This window comes from Mesorhizobium sp. M0621 (assembly GCF_040320745.1).
GTDB lineage: Bacteria > Pseudomonadota > Alphaproteobacteria > Rhizobiales > Rhizobiaceae > Mesorhizobium.
This window is the reverse complement of record NZ_JAMYQF010000028.1, coordinates 57,767-75,563: the sequence shown is the minus strand read 5'-3', so window position 1 is coordinate 75,563 and position 17,797 is coordinate 57,767. Positions and strand designations below refer to the sequence as shown.

General features: G+C 64.3%; 15 protein-coding genes. 7 read left to right on the top strand and 8 right to left on the bottom strand.

Features of this window, described 5'->3' with window-relative positions; all coding sequences use genetic code 11:
• Positions 1-208: 208 nt before the first annotated feature.
• The 4 genes from NKI38_RS19720 to NKI38_RS19705 form a co-directional block, all read right to left on the bottom strand.
• Positions 209-1,579, bottom strand: coding sequence for a HAMP domain-containing sensor histidine kinase (locus tag NKI38_RS19720; protein WP_352659857.1), 1,371 nt, complete (start codon positions 1,577-1,579; stop codon positions 209-211).
• Positions 1,576-2,253, bottom strand: coding sequence for a winged helix-turn-helix domain-containing protein (locus NKI38_RS19715; protein WP_352659856.1), 678 nt, complete (start codon positions 2,251-2,253; stop codon positions 1,576-1,578). Before NKI38_RS19715 ends, NKI38_RS19720 begins: the two co-directional genes overlap by 4 nt.
• Positions 2,254-2,478: 225 nt before the next feature.
• Positions 2,479-3,276, bottom strand: coding sequence for a COG4705 family protein (locus tag NKI38_RS19710; RefSeq protein WP_352659855.1), 798 nt, complete (start codon positions 3,274-3,276; stop codon positions 2,479-2,481).
• Positions 3,277-3,617: 341 nt separating this feature from the next.
• The gene (locus NKI38_RS19705) at positions 3,618-4,103 is read right to left on the bottom strand and encodes a hypothetical protein (RefSeq protein WP_352659854.1); all 486 of its coding nucleotides are present in this window, start codon (positions 4,101-4,103) and stop codon (positions 3,618-3,620) included.
• A 183-nt stretch (positions 4,104-4,286) separates the two neighbouring features.
• Here NKI38_RS19705 and NKI38_RS19700 point away from each other — a divergent pair, with 183 nt between their 5' ends.
• Both NKI38_RS19700 and NKI38_RS19695 read left to right on the top strand, forming a co-directional pair.
• Positions 4,287-4,688 carry a RidA family protein gene (locus NKI38_RS19700; RefSeq protein ID WP_352659861.1) on the top strand — a complete coding sequence of 134 codons (402 nt, stop codon included), beginning with the start codon at positions 4,287-4,289 and terminating at the stop codon, positions 4,686-4,688.
• Between the two features lie 28 nt (positions 4,689-4,716).
• Positions 4,717-5,952 (top strand): amidohydrolase/deacetylase family metallohydrolase, encoded by a 1,236-nt coding sequence (locus NKI38_RS19695; RefSeq protein WP_352659853.1) that lies wholly within the window; start codon positions 4,717-4,719, stop codon positions 5,950-5,952.
• 223 nt (positions 5,953-6,175) lie between these two features.
• Here NKI38_RS19695 and NKI38_RS19690 read toward each other — a convergent pair whose 3' ends face one another.
• Positions 6,176-7,954 (bottom strand): NAD(P)-binding domain-containing protein, encoded by a 1,779-nt coding sequence (locus NKI38_RS19690; RefSeq protein WP_352659852.1) that lies wholly within the window; start codon positions 7,952-7,954, stop codon positions 6,176-6,178.
• 111 nt (positions 7,955-8,065) lie between these two features.
• A complete protein-coding gene (locus NKI38_RS19685) occupies positions 8,066-9,010 on the bottom strand; it encodes a MurR/RpiR family transcriptional regulator (RefSeq protein ID WP_352659851.1) in 945 nt (314 codons plus the stop codon).
• Between the two features lie 334 nt (positions 9,011-9,344).
• Between NKI38_RS19685 and NKI38_RS19680 the strand changes: the two genes are divergently transcribed.
• The 5 genes from NKI38_RS19680 to NKI38_RS19660 all read left to right on the top strand — a co-directional run bounded on the left by NKI38_RS19680 (position 9,345) and on the right by NKI38_RS19660 (position 15,303).
• A complete protein-coding gene (locus tag NKI38_RS19680) occupies positions 9,345-10,172 on the top strand; it encodes an ABC transporter ATP-binding protein (protein WP_352659850.1) in 828 nt (275 codons plus the stop codon).
• Complete coding sequence (locus NKI38_RS19675) at positions 10,169-11,029, top strand: ABC transporter permease (RefSeq protein ID WP_352659849.1); 861 nt, start codon at positions 10,169-10,171, stop codon at positions 11,027-11,029. The genes NKI38_RS19680 and NKI38_RS19675 overlap by 4 nt, the downstream gene beginning before the upstream one ends.
• A gap of 73 nt (positions 11,030-11,102) precedes the next feature.
• Positions 11,103-12,266, top strand: coding sequence for an ABC transporter substrate-binding protein (locus NKI38_RS19670; RefSeq protein WP_352659848.1), 1,164 nt, complete (start codon positions 11,103-11,105; stop codon positions 12,264-12,266).
• 292 nt (positions 12,267-12,558) lie between these two features.
• Positions 12,559-13,650, top strand: coding sequence for a Gfo/Idh/MocA family protein (locus NKI38_RS19665; RefSeq protein ID WP_352659847.1), 1,092 nt, complete (start codon positions 12,559-12,561; stop codon positions 13,648-13,650).
• 216 nt (positions 13,651-13,866) lie between these two features.
• Complete coding sequence (locus NKI38_RS19660; protein WP_352659846.1) at positions 13,867-15,303, top strand: amidase; 1,437 nt, start codon at positions 13,867-13,869, stop codon at positions 15,301-15,303.
• A gap of 284 nt (positions 15,304-15,587) precedes the next feature.
• Here NKI38_RS19660 and NKI38_RS19655 read toward each other — a convergent pair whose 3' ends face one another.
• Positions 15,588-16,832: a M24 family metallopeptidase gene (locus NKI38_RS19655; protein WP_352659845.1), complete on the bottom strand. Its 1,245-nt coding sequence runs from the start codon at positions 16,830-16,832 to the stop codon at positions 15,588-15,590.
• Between the two features lie 368 nt (positions 16,833-17,200).
• Positions 17,201-17,749, bottom strand: a complete 549-nt coding sequence (locus NKI38_RS19650) for an invasion associated locus B family protein (RefSeq protein WP_352659844.1) — start codon at positions 17,747-17,749, stop codon at positions 17,201-17,203.
• Between the last annotated feature and the right edge of the window lie 48 nt (positions 17,750-17,797).

The following is a 17,797-nucleotide window of genomic DNA, read 5'->3' as shown; positions in this document are numbered from 1 at the left end:
AATAGACTTTCGTTTTTTGGGGTTGTTTTTGGGGTCTTTGGTTGCTCGCCCCGTCAATTTGGGGGGGTTTGGTGGCTGGGATGGGGCCGGAGAGGGGGCTTTCGTAGGGCGTTCCCCTCTCCGTCTCGGCTTCGCCGAGCCACCTCTCCCCACTCTCGTGGGGCGAGGAACCCAAGCTGGAGTTGGCCAGCACTAGCCGTTGCACCGGCTAATCCATCGCCAAGGGAAAACTCACCGCCACCTCAAGCCCCGGCCGGCAATCCTCGAGTGTAATCGATGCACCATGCAGATCGGCGATGGCCCTGACAAGGCTCAAACCCAGCCCGCTGCCCGGCGTCGAACGGCTGTGGTCCAGCCGGTAAAGCCGCTGGAAGACCTTCTCACGCTCGTCGGCGGGAATGCCGGATCCGTTGTCGGCAACGCTGGCGACAACGTGGTCGCCCTGGCGCGTCGCCGACAGTTTGATGGAAGTGCCTGATGGACAATGGCGCAGCGCATTCTCGACCAGATTGGCGAACATCTGCGTCAGCAGCTCCCGGTCGCCGTGGATGCGGTCCATCGTTTCCTGCGGTTGCGCCAACGACAGCGATTTTCCGTCGTCCTCGGCCACGTCGGCGTAGATCTCGGCGATGGTTTGCAGCACCTCGCCCAGATCGACATCGGTGAACCGCGCCCGGCGGGCGCCGGCCTCGATCTGCGCGATGCGCAGCAGCGCGTCGAAGGTCTCGTTGATCTGCAGGCTCTCGGCATATGCCTCGGCGAGTTCACTGGTGATTTTCTGACCCGAGAGGTTCTTTTCGGTCGCGGTGTCGAGGATCATCTGCAGCCGGTTGAGCGGCGTCTTCAGATCGTGCGCGATGTTGGCGCTGACCTGCTTCATGCCTTCGACAAGCGCCGACAGGCGGTCGAGCGCGGCGTTGACCTGGTTGGAGACGATGTCGATATCGTCGCCCTTGCCGGTCAGCGGAATGCGGGTGTCCAGCCGTCCATGCGAGACGTCCACCATGGTGGCGGCGATGCCGTCGAGACGGCGCTGGACGCGCGAGGCAAGCAGCGCGCCGCCGGCGACCGCCAGCCCGGTGATGATCAGCGTTCCCCAGCCGAAGCTCATCAGCACCACCTCTTCCAGCTCCTCCGTCTCGGAAAGGCTGAAGGCGACGGTCAAACTGTTGCCGCCGATCGAGCCGGAATAGGCGCGGTACTCGGCGCCGGGCGGCACGCCAGGCATTTCGGCATTGAACATCGAGAAGCCGTCGGGAAGCCCCGCCGCGGTGAAATTGCCTGCCAGGCGATTGCCGGCCGCGTCGGTCAGCGAAAACAGCTGTTGTTTCCTAGGGCTGCGCATGGAGTGGCTGCCGACGGTCTCCACCAGCTCCTTGAGATCATTGTCGGCATAGGTCGCGGCGACGACGGCGTAGGTTTCCTTGATGGTGTCGTCGAGCCGCTCGGCAAGATCGGCGCTCATCATCTGGTAGACGATGGCGCCCGACAAGATGAAGGCCAGCACGAACAGAAAGGCGAAGGTCAAGGCAAGCCGGAACGGCGTGCTGCGCAGCAGGCGGGACCAGGTCTCGGTCATGGCGGCGCGTGCAGGCTGTAGCCGGTGTTGCGGACCGTGTGGATGAGCTGGGTTTCGAACGGCTTGTCGATCTTGGCCCGCAGCCGGCTGATATGGGTCTCGACGACGCTGGTCCTGGGATCGAAATGAAAATCCCAGACGCGCTCGAGAAGCATGGTGCGGGTGATGACGCGGCCTTCGCCGCGCATCAGCACTTCCAGCAGGCTGAACTCCCTCGGCTGCAGGTCGATCGGTTGGCCCCGCCTGATAACGCGCCGCATGATCAGGTCCATCTCGAGGTCGGCGACCCGCAGAACGGTTTTCTGCTCCTGCGCGGCCGGCCGGCGGCCAAGCGCGTTGATGCGGGCGAGAAGCTCGGAAAAGGCGAAGGGCTTGACCAGATAGTCGTCGCCGCCGGCCTCGAGGCCTTCGACGCGGTCGTCGACGCCGCCGACCGAGGTGAGAAAGATCGCCGGCGTCCGTATGCCCGCGGCGCGGATCGCCTTGACCATCGACAGGCCGTCGAGGCCCGGGATCATGCGGTCGGCGACGATCACGTCATAGCTGCCGCTGGTCGCCGCGAAAAGCCCGTCATGCCCGTTGCGCAAGAGGTCGCAGACATGGCCGGCCTCGGTCAGTCCCCTGACGATGTAGTCGGCCGTCCTGAGGTCGTCCTCGACGAGAAGCAGTCGCATATAAGGTCCGGTCCGTTGCCGAGACCGGCAAGCTAGCACCGGCACGGGTCCGTTCCTAGGATGTCGCGAGGCCGCAGGCCACTTAGGGTTGGGCCGAAGCCTTCCCAGCTTCCCCCTGGATGCCGTGACATCTCTGGGTCGCGCGGCGATGCAAAACCTGACGTCGGTGGGAAGGATCGCTACAGAACAAATTTCCATTCTGTTCCGCCGCATTCACGCTAAGGTCTATTCCGACTCCAGCAGGATTTCGTCGGCGTCGTCGGTTGTGCTCTTCAAGGTCATGTGAACGACGAGGGCAATGATGCAGCCGAGGAAGAGCAGGCTGGTGAAGATGGTGCCGAAGCCCAGGCCGCCATGCCTGACCGACCGTGACAGCAGGTCGCCGAAGGAAGCGCCGAGCGGCCGTGTCAGGATGTAGGCGAGCCAGAAGGCCACGATGCCGTCGAGATTGAGCAGCCAGTAGGCGAGCACGATGAGCGCGATCGCGCCGCCGAACAGCAGGCCGGTGCCGAGGTAGCCCATGTCGAAGGTCTCGGCGACGAGGTCGCCCGCGGCGGTGCCGAGCGAGAAGGTCAGGAGGATCGCCAGCCAGTAGAAGATCTCACGCTTGGTGGTGAAGATGGTGTGGATCGACAGCGTCCTTTCACTGGCGTACCAGACCGCGAATGTCGCGGCGAGCGCGACCGAGAAGGCAATGGTCGTCGTCTGCAGGCGCACGCCGAAATCGTCGACCAGATTGTCCGTGACCAGCGTGCCGACGATGCTGATCAGCACCACTGCCAGCCAGTAGGCCCAGGGCACATAGCGTTTCTGCGCGAATTGGACGACAAGCGCGGCAATCAGGATACCGGTCATGATCAGCGAGGTGACGGGCAGCCCAAATCCGATTGTGTCTGAGAGATAGTCGGCCGCTGTTTCGCCCATGGTGACCGCCATCAGCTTGATCAGCCAGAAATCGAGGGTGACGTCGGGAACCCTGTTGTGGCTCGGTGCGGCGGGTTGTTGCATGTTGGGCGCGAGCATGCCTGATGTCCTCGATGGATGCTGCGGCTGCCCATACCTTCATGGCGTGACAAGCCGTTGCCGCACCGCTCGATCTCGACCAGGCAAAGGCAAGCCGTTATCCGCACAGTAGGCAGCAGAGTTCACATCAGCCTGTCCGGCGGCATACAAATTCGTAAGAATGGGTCTCGTAAAAGGCCGCTACGCCCGACGGCGCGCCGATGGTGCGGCGACCGACCTGCTGTTCCCGGCCTTCGTCGCGCTCTCCTGGGCGGCTGCTTGTTTTTGCTTTGGCGCAATTCCCAAGGGAAAGGGCTATGCGCTTTTCCCGGGAAAACCGCGTCACACTTCCCCGGAATTGCTTAGCTGCCAAGCGGGTGCGGCATGTAGCCGACGAAGCCCGCAATCTTCCAGCGTCCGCCGACCTTGGTGCAGAAATACAGCGTCTGCCATTTCAGCCTGTCGACGCTGCCGTCGGCCTTGGCGACCGAGCCGTCGAATTTCTTGTGCAGTACGGCGCGGTCGCCGTCGACATCGATGTCGCGCATGTTGGTGACGCGAAACAGCGCCTCGCGCAGCGGCTCGGCGAATTTGGTCGCCGCAGTCTCCTTGGCCTGACGCAGCCACTCGTCGCGATAGATTTCCAGCCTCGGAAACTGCAGTCGCCAGGCATCGGCATTGCTCAGGAAATGCGCGTGCATGCCGAAGAAGCTTTCGGCGACGAAATCATCCTCGACCGTCGGCCAGTCCTGGCCGATGAAAGCGTCGATGTCGCGCCGCACCAGCATTTCCCAGAGCGCGTGACGATCGGCGTCGCCTGCCGGAAACGGGTTCTTGTCGTAGGTCATTGCTGCTGTCTCCGGTCTGGCAAATGCGTCTGTGCGTTGCGGCTGCAAGGCGGGCCGCCAGAGCGCACGATGCAAGCGCTTCTGTAATAAAGCAACATGAATTCCTGGGAATGTTGCTTTCCAACAAGGCCTCTATGAGGATCGCCCCGATCGGGGTAAATGTCGATCGAAGCGGGCGCTGTCATGGCGCCCCGCCCTGTCATCAGAGGAGGCCTTCCCTTGCCCAAGCAATGTTTTGGAACGTCGCATGTGCCGCTGTCGCCCGCCGTGCGCGCCGGCGATCTCGTTTATGTCTCGGGCCAGGTTCCCGTCGGCAGCGATGGCATCGTGGTCAAGGGCGGCATATCGGAACAGACCGAGCAGGTGCTCGCCAATATCAAGGCCGCATTGGCGCTCGCCGGCTGCACCCTTGACGATGTCGTCAAGACGACGATCTGGCTGGAAGATGCGCGCGATTTCGGCGCCTTCAACGCGGTCTATGCCAGGCACTTCCCGAAGAACCCGCCGGCCCGCACCACGGTCGAATCGCGGCTGATGATCGACATCAAGATCGAAGTCGAGGCGGTCGCGTACAGACCAGTCTGATAGGCGACAACGAAGCGGAGGTTCCCCCATGCAATTCGACCTCCTGCTGAAGGGTGGACGGCTGATCGACCCGGCGGCCGGCATCGATGCACCGCGCGATGTCGCCATTGCCAATGGCCGGGTCGCCGCGATCGATGCCGATATTCCGGTGACCAGCGCCGCGCAGGTCGTCGATGCCACCGGCTGCATCGTCACATCAGGCCTCGTCGACCTGCACAGCCACGTCTATTGGGGCGGCACCTCGCTCGGCGTCGATGCCGATAGGTTGGCCGCCAAAAGCGGAACCACCACCTTCATCGATGCGGGCAGTGCGGGCGCCGGCAATTTCCTCGGCTTCCGCCGCCACGTCATGGAGCGCTCGAAGGTCCGCATCCTGGCCTATGTCAACATTTCCTTTGCCGGCATTTTCGGCTTCTCGCAGACGGTGTCGGTCGGCGAGTGCAGCGATCTCCGGCTCTGCGAACCGCGCGAGGTTGTCGCGGCGGTGCGCGAGCACCGCGATGTCGTGGTCGGCGTAAAAGTCCGCTCCGGCAAGCATGCCGGCGACACCAGCGGCATCGCACCCGTCGATCTCGCGCTGGAAGCCGCCGACCAGACCGGTCTGCCGCTGATGGCGCATATCGACGAGCCGCCGCCCGGCCGCTCGGAAGTGCTGCCACGCCTGCGCAGGGGCGATATCCTCACCCACTGCTTCCGGCCGTTTCCCAACGCGCCGGTCTTTGCCTCCGGTGCGGTGCGGCCGGACATGCGGCTGGCGCGCGAGCGCGGCGTCATCTTCGACATCGGCCATGGCATGGGCTCGTTCGATTTCGCGGTCGCCCGGGCCATGCTCGAGGAAGGGCTGGCGCCCGACGTGATCTCGAGCGACGTGCATCTCTACTGCGTCGACGGGCCGGCTTTCGACATCCTGGTCTGCATGTCGAAGCTGCTGGCGCTCGGCATGCCGCTGGTCGAGGTCTTGCGCGCCGCGACGCAGGCGCCGGCACAGGCGATCGCGCGGCCTGATCTCGGCACGCTGGCGGCCGGCACGGTCGGCGATGTCGCCGTGCTCCGGCAGTGCCCTGGCCGCTTCACCTTCGTCGACGCGGTCGGCGCATCGCTGGTCGCCGACCAGCGGCTTGTGTCGGAAGGCATCGTCATCGGCGGCACCTGGTGGCCGAACGAGACGGTGAATGACGTCAGTGAGACGGAACGTTTCGGGGCGCATGAACGGCATACGCATGTCGAGGTTGCGGCGAGGCACTTTGGGCATCGGCATGACTAGCTGATCTCGGCCGTCGGGGTTGTGCCTGCCTAGCGGCGGCTGCTGCACGCTGGGCGAGCGTGCTTCCCCCACTCCGTCGCCGCTTCGCGGCGCCACCTCTCCCCCCTCCGGAGGGAGAGGAAAAGCGCCAAGGCTGGCGAATTCGCGCCTTTCCTCTACCCCGTCGATCGGGGGAGAGGTGGCGAGCGAAGCTCGATGGAGTGGGGGTCGACCTTACCTGGCGTCAGCTCACCGCTCCATAAACCGGTGTCGCTATCCCCTCCATCCGTGCCTTGATCTGCAGCGCCACGTACTTCGAATAGAAGCGCGACAGCGCGAGGTTGCCGCCGTGGAACCATAGCGCTTCCTGCGCGGTTGGTTTCCACATGTTGCGCAGCTCGCCTTGCCATGGGCCGGGGTCGCCCTTCACGCCCGAGCCGAGGCCCCAGCAGGGACCGACCCGGTCGGCGACCTCGCGCGAGACGATCGCCGCCACGGTCTCGTTCATCGACTGATAGCCGGTGCAGGCGATGATGGCGTCGGCGGCGAGTTCGGTGCCGTCCTCGAACAGGATGCCGCTCGGCGTCAACGATCTGATGGCGACGCCGCTGCGGATGCCGATCTTGCCGTCGATGATCAGGTCGGACGCGCCGACATCGATGTAGTAGCCGGAGCCGGTGCGGTAGGCCTTCATCAAAAGGCCGGTTTCGTCGTCGCCGAAGTCGATGGCGAAGCCGGCGGCGCGCAGGCGGTCGTAGAAGGCCGCATCGCGCGCCTTGATCACCTCGTAGAGGGCGCGCTGGCCCTTGGGCACCAGCGCGAAGGGCGTCGAGGCGACGATCATGTCGGCCTTCTCGGTGGTGATGCCGCGCGCCAGGGCAGTCTCCGAAAAGATCTCGAAGCCGACTTCCATCAGCGTGTCCGACTTGACTACCGTTGTCGGCGAGCGCTGGATCATGGTCACCTCGGCGCCGCTTTCCCAGAGGTCGACGCAGACATCGTGCCCGGAGCTTGCCGCGCCGATGACCGCGACCTTTTTGCCGCGGAATTTCTCGCCGCTGGAATACTGGCTGGAATGCAGCAGCTCGCCCTTGAATTGATCGGCGCCCGGCAGATCGATCCGCCGTGGCGGGCCATAGGCGCCGGTGGCGAAGACGATGTGCTTCGGCTTCAGCGTGATGTGGCGGCCGACGCGGTCGACCACCACGGTCCAGACCTTTTCGGTTTCGTCATACGAGGCGCTGAGGCACTTGGTGGCGACCCAATAGTTGAGTTCCATGACGCGCGTGTACATTTCCAGCCAGTCGCCCATCTTGTCCTTGGGCGTGAACACCGGCCAGTTTTCCGGAAAGGGAATGTACGGCAGATGGTCGTACCAGACCGGGTCGTGCAGCACGAGCGTGCGGTAGCGGTTGCGCCAGGAATCGCCCGGCCGCGCATTCTTCTCGATGACGATGGTGGGCACGCCGAGCTGGCGCAACCGCGCACCCAGCATGATGCCGCCCTGGCCGCCACCGATGACCAGGCAGTAGGGTTGTTCATCAGTGCCAAGCTCGCGCGTTTCGCGCGCCCGCGCCTCCGACCAGGTCTCGCGCTTGGGATCGGCCTTGTGGCGCACACCCAGCGGCCGCTCCGAGCCTTTGCGCTCCTCGAAGCCTTTGAGGTCGGTCATAGCGGTGAACAAGGTCTGGCAGCGGCCATCGCGCAGCCGCATGATGCCTTCCCCTGACGCCACTGCGGTTTCGAAGCTGAACCAGGCTTCGATGGTGCCCTCGTCCGAAGTTGCCTCGCCGGTCAGCTGCCATGCCGTCGGCCTGGTCGTCGCCAGCGTTGCCGCCAGCATGTCGGCGATCGCCTCGCGGCCTTCCATGGTGGTGACGTTCCAGGTGAAGGTCAGAAGATCGCGCCAGTAGCAATCATCGACGAACAGGTTGGACGCTGCCGAAGCATCGCCCGCTTCGAGCGCACGCGCCAGGGATTCGAGCCATGCGGCTGCCTGTTTCGATGGGGCTATCTCGAGCATTTTTTCCTCTTCCTGCATGCGTCTAATCTGTGTTGGAACGGTAACTGTCGGACTCGGCGCTGCCCCTCATCCGCCTGCCGGCACCTTCTCCCCGTGAACGGGGAGAAGAAACTAATCCCCGAGCGGCTCCATCTCCTTGCCGGTGCGGTGGATCTGGGCGTTGTATTTGATGCGGCGCACCGTCTCGCGAGCCGAGCCGTCGAGCTTGTAGGCGGAGGCCACCGCCAAAAGGTCGATCGCGGCGAGGAAGGCGAAGCGCGAGGCCGTCGGCTTCAGCGTGTCGGGATATTCCGGCACCGCCACTGTCAGCCTGACGTCGCAGGCGCGCGCGAGTTCGGTGTCGGGCGCGGTCACGGCGATCGCATTGGCGCGGTAGTGCTTGGCAAGTTCGACGGCCTCGATCACCTCGCGGGTGCGCCCCGTCGCCGAAATGGCGATCACCAGATCGCCGGGCTTCAAGGTCGAGGCGGTCATGCGCATCAGGTAGGGATCGCACTGGGCGCTGATCGATATGCCGTAGCGAAACAGCCGGTACTGGGTTTCCTGTGCCAGCGCCGAGGAGCTGCCGCCGAGGCCGAAGACCGTGACCTGGCGCGCCTTGGCGATCAGCTCTGCCGCCTTCTGCAGCTGCGCGGGGTCGAGCTGCCGCTCGGCCTCCTGCAGCGCCCGGCGCGCCTCGCCGAACACGGCGTTCCAGAACGGCATGCCATTGTCGTTGCTGACGGAAGGTGACTTGGCCAGATAGAGCGCACCGACGACGAGGCTCTGCGCCAGCTTCAGCTTGAAGTCGCGCACGCCGTCGCAGCCGATGGCGCGGCAGAACCGGGTCACCGTCGGTTCGCTGACCCCGGCGCGTTGCGCAAGGGCGGCATTGGAGGCATCGACGGCGTATTTGACATCGTCGAGCACGACGTCGGCGACGCGGCGTTCGGCCGGGCGCAATTCCCCGTAGGAATCCTTGACCAGCGAGATGATGTCGGGGATGCGCCGGACAGGATCGCGCCCCTCCGCATCGTCGCTTGGAACAGGCTCTTCCTGGCTGCCAGCTTCGGTCATGAGGTTCCGGTCTTTCCCTGGTTGCGAGGCTGACGTCTTAGCATGTTTGCACGCCATGGCTCCACGGCCCGGCCGCATCGCAACCGCAGCGTGTCGTTGGGGAAGCTTCACCTTGCCGCTTTTCTTTCCAGCCCACGCGAATTCAGAAGTATGTAGGAAAGCAACATAGATTTCAAGGCGTAGAAAATAGTTCAAAAACAGCAAATTAGCTATTGGACCAGACTCTTGTGATACAGGTGCCAGCGCTCGTGCTTGACAGGAAAGTAGGATAGTTACAGACTGATTTTCGCAGGGATGAGCCAATGGATCATCGCGCAATCTTCCCGGGGGGCAGATGAATACGGGCAATGCGAAAAACCCGAAGCTTGGCGTGCAGGCAGCGACCAAGATCTATCACACGGCCTCCGGCGACCTGTTGGCGCTGGACCGTTGCAGCCTGAACATCAGTGCCAATGAAATCGTCTCGATCGTCGGGCCTTCCGGTTGCGGCAAGACGACCCTTTTGTGGTCGATGTCGGGCCTGCACAGCCTGACCAGCGGCGAGATCCGGCTCGACGGCAAGACCATCACCGGCCCGCATCCCGATATCGGCATCGTCTTCCAGGAAGCGAACCTTCTGCCGTGGCGCAATCTCGACGCCAACATCCGCTTCCCCTTCGAGATCAAGGGCGAGAAGCCGGACCGGGCGTGGATCGCGCATCTGCTGAACCGCGTCGGGCTCGATGGCTTCGGCGGCAAGTTTCCGCGCGAACTGTCGGGCGGCATGCAGCAGCGCGCGGCGATCGTGCGGGCGCTGGCGCTGAAGCCGTCGGTGCTGCTGATGGACGAGCCGTTCGGCGCGCTCGACAGTTTCACCCGCGAGGAGATGAACCGCCTGGTCGAGGAGATCTGGCTCGACACCAAGACCACCATCGTCTTCATCACCCACAGCATCGAGGAGGCGATCTTCCTCTCCGACCGGGTGGTGGTGCTGAGCGCCCGGCCGGGCCGCGTCGCCAAGGAATATCGTGTGCCGTTTGCGCGGCCACGCTCGCTGGAGATCATGGCGACGAAAGAGGTCTTCGACCTCACCAACCGGATCAAGATGGACATAGTCGGCGAGCGCACGCGGCCAAAAGCGCCGGAGCGCCCGAGCGCCGAGATCGTGAGGATCAGACCGTGAGCGGAGGCGATGCCATTCCGGAATTCTCGAAGTCCAAGTCGGGGGCCAAGTCCGGCGACGGCCACGAAGTCAGCCTGACCAATCTGTCGGCCTTCGCCAGTGGGCCCGGCATCAAGTCGGGCAAGGAAGTGACGGCCATTCTTGCGGTGGCGGTAATCATCATCGGCGGCATCGAGCTGGCGCTGCGGCTGTTCCACGTGCCGCTCTACATCATGCCGCCGCCGAGCTCGATCGCCTATGCGCTGTTCGACGAGTTTCCGCTGATCGCGCCGCATCTCGGCTACACGCTGATCGAGCTGGTCTCCGGCTTCACCATCGGCGCCGTTATCGGCCTCATCCTGGCTGCGGTCATCACCCAGTTCCCGTTCGCCGAGAAGATCGTCGCGCCCTACATTCTGCTGCTGGTCACCACGCCGATGCTGGCGCTGGTGCCGCTTTTGATCCTGCGCTTCGGCTTCGGCTACACGCCGCGCATCATCGCGGTGGCGCTGGCCGCCGGGCCGATGGTGATGATCAACGCCGCCACCGGCTTTCGCCGCGTCGACAGCGCCAAGATCGCGCTGGCGCGCTCCTACGGCGCCAGCACTTTGCAGATATTCTGGAAGATCCGCGCGCCGATGGCGCTGCCGATGATCCTGGTCGGGCTGATGATCGGCGCCATCTTCGGCCTGCTGACTGCTGTCGGCGCCGAGATGGTCGGCGGCGGCTTTGGCCTCGGCAACCGGCTGACCACCTATTCGTCGATGATCCAGATGCCGCAGTTCTTCGCGGTGGTGCTGATCCTGTCGACGCTCGGCATCCTGATCTACGTGCTGTTCTTCCTGATCGGCAAGAAATGGGCGAGCTGGGAGGCATGAACGCGGGAAACCAATGGCGCTCGGGAGGCGGGCGACAGGGCAAGACTGACAATCAACAAAAAGGGGAAATGCCATGACCAAGAAAATCTCGATCAACCCGGTGGGGATAAGCCGCCGCTATTTTCTGCAGGTGACCGGCGCCGGGCTGGTGACCGCGACGGCACTTGGCGCCACGGGCCGCAAGGCCAGGGCCGAGCCTTATGGAAAATTCACCTGGATCTCGCCGCGCGGCACGCTCGAAGTGCTCGACGACTATCCCTACTGGGCAGCCAAGAAGGCCGGCTATTTCGACGGGCTGGACACCGACATGCAGCCTGGGCCGTCGGACGGCACCGCGACGGTGAAGTTCGTCGATGTCGGCCAGGCCGACATGGGCTTCCCGTCGCCCGGCGTGTTTTCCTTCGCCATCCAGAACGGCATGAAGCTGAAGTCGGTGTTCCACATGGGCGCCCGCGACACGTTCAGCATCGCCTTCCGCAAGGGCGAGGGGTCGAACGACCTGAAGAAGCTGGAAGGCAAGACCATCCTGCTCGGCTCCGCCGCATGGCAGTCGATCACCGACCCGCTGCTGGCCGCTCAAGGCGTCGACATCAAGAAGGTCAAGTACGTCGAGGCCGGCTGGCCGACCTGGGGCACGGCACTTGCCGGCGGCCAGGGCGATGCCGCTTTGGCATGGGAAGGCCTGCGCGCCGAATGGATCGCCAAGGGGCTCGACTTCGAATACTGGCTCGGCGTGCGGAACTCGAAGCTGCCGGCCAACACCTTCGTCGTGCGTGCCGCCGACCTCGAGGATCCCGACCGCAAGGCGTTCCTGGAAAAGTACCTGCGCGGCTGGGCGATGGGCCTCGAATTCGGCTACCAGAATCCACGCGCGGCCGTCGAAGCGGTGTTCGAGCAGTTCCCGACGCTGGCCAAGAATCTCGGGCCCGAACTTGGAACGACGTCGATCCTGCAGCAGATCAACGTTTTCCGCGGCGACATGGACAAGCGCGGCGGCTGGGGTTCGCACGATATGGCGAGCTGGCAGGGCTTCTTCGACGAAATCCACAAGATCGGCCAGATCACCGCGCCGGTGAAGGCCGAGGATGTCTGCACCAACGAGCTGATCGGCCCGGCCAATGATTTCGACAAGGCCAAGGTCAAGGCCGACGCCGACGGATACAAGCTGTCGGAAGGCTTTGCCGCGCTCGATGTCGAGAAGATCAAGGCGCATCTGTTCGATTCGGCGGTGAAGTAGGGCTTGCAATTGTCGAGGTCAGCGCTGCCCCTCATCCGCCTGCCGGCACCTTCTCCCCGTATAGTGACGGGGAGAAGGGAGATGGCCGCGATCTCGGCGCCTTCTTTTCAACGCTGGCGATTGGCGAAACCCTTAATGACAGCGTCTTTCTCCCCGTCGCTATACGGGGAGAAATGCCCAGCAGGGCAATGAGGGGCGGCGCTGACCTGGCGTGATTTGCTCTGGACGAAGCAATACGGGCGGCGGCAACTGGATGCCGCCCACTCTTCAAATCAAAGCATGGGAGGCGGAATTGTCCGACAAGGTAAAAGTGCTGGTGGTGGGTCTCGGCAATATGGGTGCGTCGCATGCCAGCGCCTATCACCGCTCCGACGGTTTCGAGATCGTCGGCATCATGAGCCGCTCGATCAGGAGCAACACGAAGATCCCGGCCGAACTGGCGAGCTATCCGCTCTATGAGGATTTCGACCAGGCCCTGAAGGAGACCAGGCCGGATGCCGTGTCGATCAACAGCTGGCCGAACACCCATGCCGAATATGCGCTGAAGGCGATCGCAGCCAATTGCCATGTGTTCATGGAAAAGCCGCTCGCCACCAACAATGAGGATGCCGAAAAGGTTGTCGCCGCGGCGCGGGCCAAGAACCGCAAGCTGGTGCTCGGCTACATCCTGCGCGTCCACCCCTCGTGGATCAAGTTCATCGAGGTCGGCAAGACGCTCGGCAAGCCGCTGGTGATGCGGCTCAACCTCAACCAGCAGAGCAGCGGCAGCGCCTGGCACTGGCACAAGAACCTGATCGATTCGCTGATTCCGATCGTCGATTGCGGTGTCCACTATGTCGACGTCATGTGCCAGCTGACCGGCGCCAAGCCTGTGCGGGTGCACGGCATCGGCGCCAAACTATGGGCGGAAGCCGACAAGCAGAATTACGGCCATCTGCACGTCACCTTCGATGACGGCTCGGTCGGCTGGTACGAGGCCGGCTGGGGCCCGATGATGAGCGAGACGGCCTATTTCGTGAAGGACGTGGTCGGCCCCAAGGGCGCGGTCTCGATCGTCGCCGGCCAGCAGGCGAGCAGTGCGGCCGAGCTGGCCGAGGTGTCGAACTCCGCCGATATCGACCGCCACACCAAGACCGACGCGCTCAAGATCCACTATGCCGCGGTCGACGGCGACAAGAATTTCTCGAAGCCCGACGAGATCGTCAGCATGGAGGATGAGCCCGGCCACCAGGAACTCTGCGACCGCGAGCAGGCCTTCTTCCTGCGCGCCATCCGCGAGGATCTCGACCTCAGCGAGCAGATGGATGCGGCGGTCAACAGCCTGCGCATTGTGCTGGCCGCCGAACAGAGCATCGCGCTGGGGCGGACCGTCGACCTGGCCTGACGCAATCCGGCTGCTGGCAGGCCCCCTCATCCGGCCGCTTCGCGGCCACCTTCTCCCCGTGGGGGAGAAGAGGATGGCTCCGGCATCGACAATCTCCTCTCCCCTTGGGGAGAGGTCAGCCGAGCGAAGCAGAGGCTGGGTGAGGGGGCCGATGCCCCAATACAGTTCTCCGCAGGAGCAGGCATCAACACAAGCCATTGGCCAGAGGAGAGAGACATGGTCACCGACAGTCTGCTGAAAACCTATGCCGAGTCAGACGCGCTGGACCTGGCCGGACTGGTGCACAGTGATCAGGTTACGCCGTCTGAACTGGTCGAAGCAGCAATCACCCTGGTCGAGCGGCTCAACCCGGCGCTCAACGCGGTCGTTCATCGCCTCTACGACATGGCGCGCGCGCAGGCGCAGACGGTCGACAAAAATGCGCCCTTCGCCGGCGTGCCGTTCCTGCTCAAGGAGCTGGCCTCGTCCTGGACCGGGGCGCCGAATACCAATTCGTGCTTCTACCTGAAAGACGTCGTCGCCGACTTCGACACCGAAGTCGTGCGCCGCATGAAGGCGGCCGGGCTGGTGTTGGTCGGCAAGTCGAACGCGCCGGAGAACGGCTGGTCGATCACCACGGAGCCAAAACTCTACGGCGCGACCAAGAACCCGTGGAAGGAAGGCATCACGCCCGGCGGCTCGAGCGGCGGTGCTGCCGCGGCCATCGCTTCGCGCATGGTGCCGATCGCCGAGGCCAGCGATGGCGCCGGCTCGATCCGCATTCCGGCCTCCTGCTGCGGCATCGTCGGGCTGAAGCCGTCGCGCGGCCGTGTCAGCCTCGCGCCGTTCGGCGACTATTGGTATGGCGGCGCGTACTTCCTGTGCTGCTCGCGCACCGTGCGCGACACCGCGGCCTATCTCGACGCGGTGGCCGGGGCGCTGCCGGGCGACCCCTACACGCCGCCGGTGCCCAATGGGTCCTGGCTCAGCCTGTCGGCGCATGCGTCGAAAAGGCTGCGCATCGGCTTCTCCGTCACGCCGCCCAACGGCACGGCCATCGACCCGGAGGTGAGGGCTGTGGTGCTGGCGACCGTCGCGGTGCTCGAACGGCTCGGGCACGACGCCGAGGAACACGACATGCCGCTCGATGCCGACGTGGTGTGGAAGACCTACACCAACATGACCTGCGTGCAGACGGCGGCGACGTTCGACTATCTTGAAACGGTGATCGGCCGGCCGGTGACGCCTGGAGATGTCGAGGCGGTGACCTGGGCGATCATCGAGCGCGGCCGCGCGATCAGCGGCATCAGGCACATCTCCGATGTCGAGCAATTGCGGCAGGTCGGCCGCGACATCGTCGGCGACCTCGGCGCCTACGATCTCTTCATCACCCCGACGCTGACTCAGCTGCCGCGCCCGCTCGGCTACTACGACATGTCGGAAACCGACATCGACCGCTACAACGCCAAATGGGCGGATTCGGTGTTTGCCTTCCCCTTCAACATTTCCGGCCAACCGGCGATCTCGCTGCCGCTCGGCTGGTCGAAAGGCGGCGTGCCGATCGGCGTGCAACTGGTCGGCCGCTACGGCGACGAAGCCACCGTGCTGGCCACCTCAGTGCAGCTCGAACAGGAGATGCCGTGGAAGGGGCGGCGGCCAGCGGTGAGCGCTTAGTTGCTTGGCGTGGTGCGCGCGGCTTCGAGATTGGCCGAAGCGCCTATCGCTTCGTCATCCACGGGCGGAGCAAGGAGCGCAGCGACGCAGCGCAGACCCGAGGATCCATGCCGTGACTTCAAAGCGTCGCTACGGTGCAGAGTTCTGCTCCGCTGCATTCCTTGGCCAAGGTCACGGCATGGATCCTCGGGTCTCCGCGACGGAGCTTCGCTCCTTGCTCCGCCCGTGGATGACGAAGCCAGAGAGGCTTCGGCCAATCTCCAGCGTTGCAAACTTAAAGCCGGCTACCCAATCCTCTCCAGCCGCCTCGGCAAACGGTTCATGGCAACAGGCCCGTCCGGCGTGATCAGGAACTGGTCTTCGAGATTGAAGCTGGCGAGGCCGTCGATGTAGAGCGGGATCTCGAAGGCCAGCACCATGCCGGCTTCGATCACGACATCGCTGTCGGCCGCAATGAACGGCCATTGTTCGGAAAAGACCGACTGGCCGACGCCATGGCCGAAATGACCGCGGCGATAGGAGCGCAACCCCTGCCGCGCCAGGCTTTCGGTGGCGACGCGATGCACGTCGGCGAGCGCGGTTCCCGGAACAAGTACGGCCAGTCCGTCCTCGAAGGCCCGCTCGGCGATCGCGTGCAGTTCGGCCTGCTCGGCGGATGGCGGCCCGAAGGTGAAGTTGCGCGACATGTCGGAGGCGTAGCCGCCCACGGTGCAGACCATGTCGCATTTCAGCGGATCGCCAGGCATGGCCTTCGCATCGGCGCCTTTGGCCTTGGCACCCAGCGTCACATATTCGGCAGTCGCCACCGGATGAGACAGGCCGGACGCCGCCGTGGCGACGCCGGCCCGGTAGAGGGCAATGAGATCGGCCTGGCGCATGCCGGCCATGGCATCCACCTGCAGCCGGTCCAGCCCGGCCTCCGACAGGATGATGCCTTGCCGCAAAAGGTCGATCTCGCGTGGCGACTTGATGGCCCGCAGCCTGTCGAGCACCGCTGAGCCGTCGACCATCGTGCAGGTCGGCAGCAGCGCCTGCATGGCTGAGAAATCGGCTGCGGCGATGAAATCGAGATCGATGCCGATCGTCGCGCGGTCGAGCCCGAAGCCGGCAAGGATCTCCTTCAGCTCGCGGACGGAATGGGCAAGTTCGAATGTCGCCGGCCGCGAAAAACCGAGCGCCCGGCCGGACGCGGCAATGCCCGCCTCGATGCGTTGCGCCAGACCTTGCCCTGAGGTCGAGGCGTCAAGCGTGGCGGTTTCGATCCAGACCGGGTGGCTGCGGATGACAGCGTCCGGCATGGCCTGCTGCAGATGTGCCGAATTGAAATCCGCCGCCACGACGCCGATCGGCAGGTCCTGGGCCGCGGGAATGACGACGAAGCCGGCACCGGCGCGCCGGAACAGTCCCGCCGGGCCGATCGAGGCTCCGGTGGCATAGTGGAAGGCCTCGGGCGCACACAGCACCAGCGCCTCGATGCCGGCGCGCTCCATCAGTTGCGCCGCGCGCTCGCGGTCGACAAAGCCTGTCATGGGTTTCTCCGAATGTCCGAAGCGGCAACGGAGCATTCCGGGTGGAGACAATCAAGCGAGTTCCTCGCTTGTATTGATGCGCCGCATGCCTTGAAGACCAGCGAAGACGCTCTTCACTTCGTCATCCCAGGGCGAAGCAGGAGCAAAGCTCCGTCGCGGAGACCCTGGGATCCATGCCGCGATCTCAGTCGTGGAGTGCAGCGGAGCAGAATTTGCACTGTCGCGGCGCCCGGAAGTCGCGGCATGGATCCTCGGGTCTGCGCTGCGTCGCTACGCTCCTTGCTCCGCCCGTGGATGACGAAGTGATTGATGTTCCCGCTAATCGCCAAGGCATCCGATTCGTGGACGCAGGCAGCCCACCCCAAACGCTACTTGATCGATTCCAGCTTGGCGATGGCGGTCGTGAAGCCGGCCAGCGACACCGGGATGGTGACCGGCTTGCGGGTGACCGATTCCATGCCGATGTTCAGATTGGTTCCGGACTTCATGGCCTTGATGAGATCGGCCGATAGCGGCGTGGCGGCATAGGCGCCATTCTGGTCGCTGGTCTGGATGGCGAGGGTCGTCTTCTGGCCCTGGTCGATCTGATAGCTGGCGCCGGACGGCAGGAACAGGCCATGCGGCAGAGCAAGCAGCATGGCCAGGCCGCCATTGCCGCTGTCGCGGCGCACGGTCACGGTCAGCACGCGCTGTCCGGTCTTGGCCTCGGTCAGGTTCTGCGACACCTGGCACTGAAGTTCGGCGCTCGCCGAGCCGCTGGAGCAGTTCACCGCCCACGGATTGGCATCGGAGGGCTTTGGCTGGGCCGGCTTGGCGTCTTCGGCAAGGGCTGGTCCAGCGGCGGCCAGGATCAGCCACAGGGCGCCGCATCCCGCCGCCATGCCAAGTAGATTAGCTTTCGCTAAAATAAGTGCCATGTTCTTTTGTCGGATGGCTTGCATGTTTCCTCGCCCCACCAGGTATTC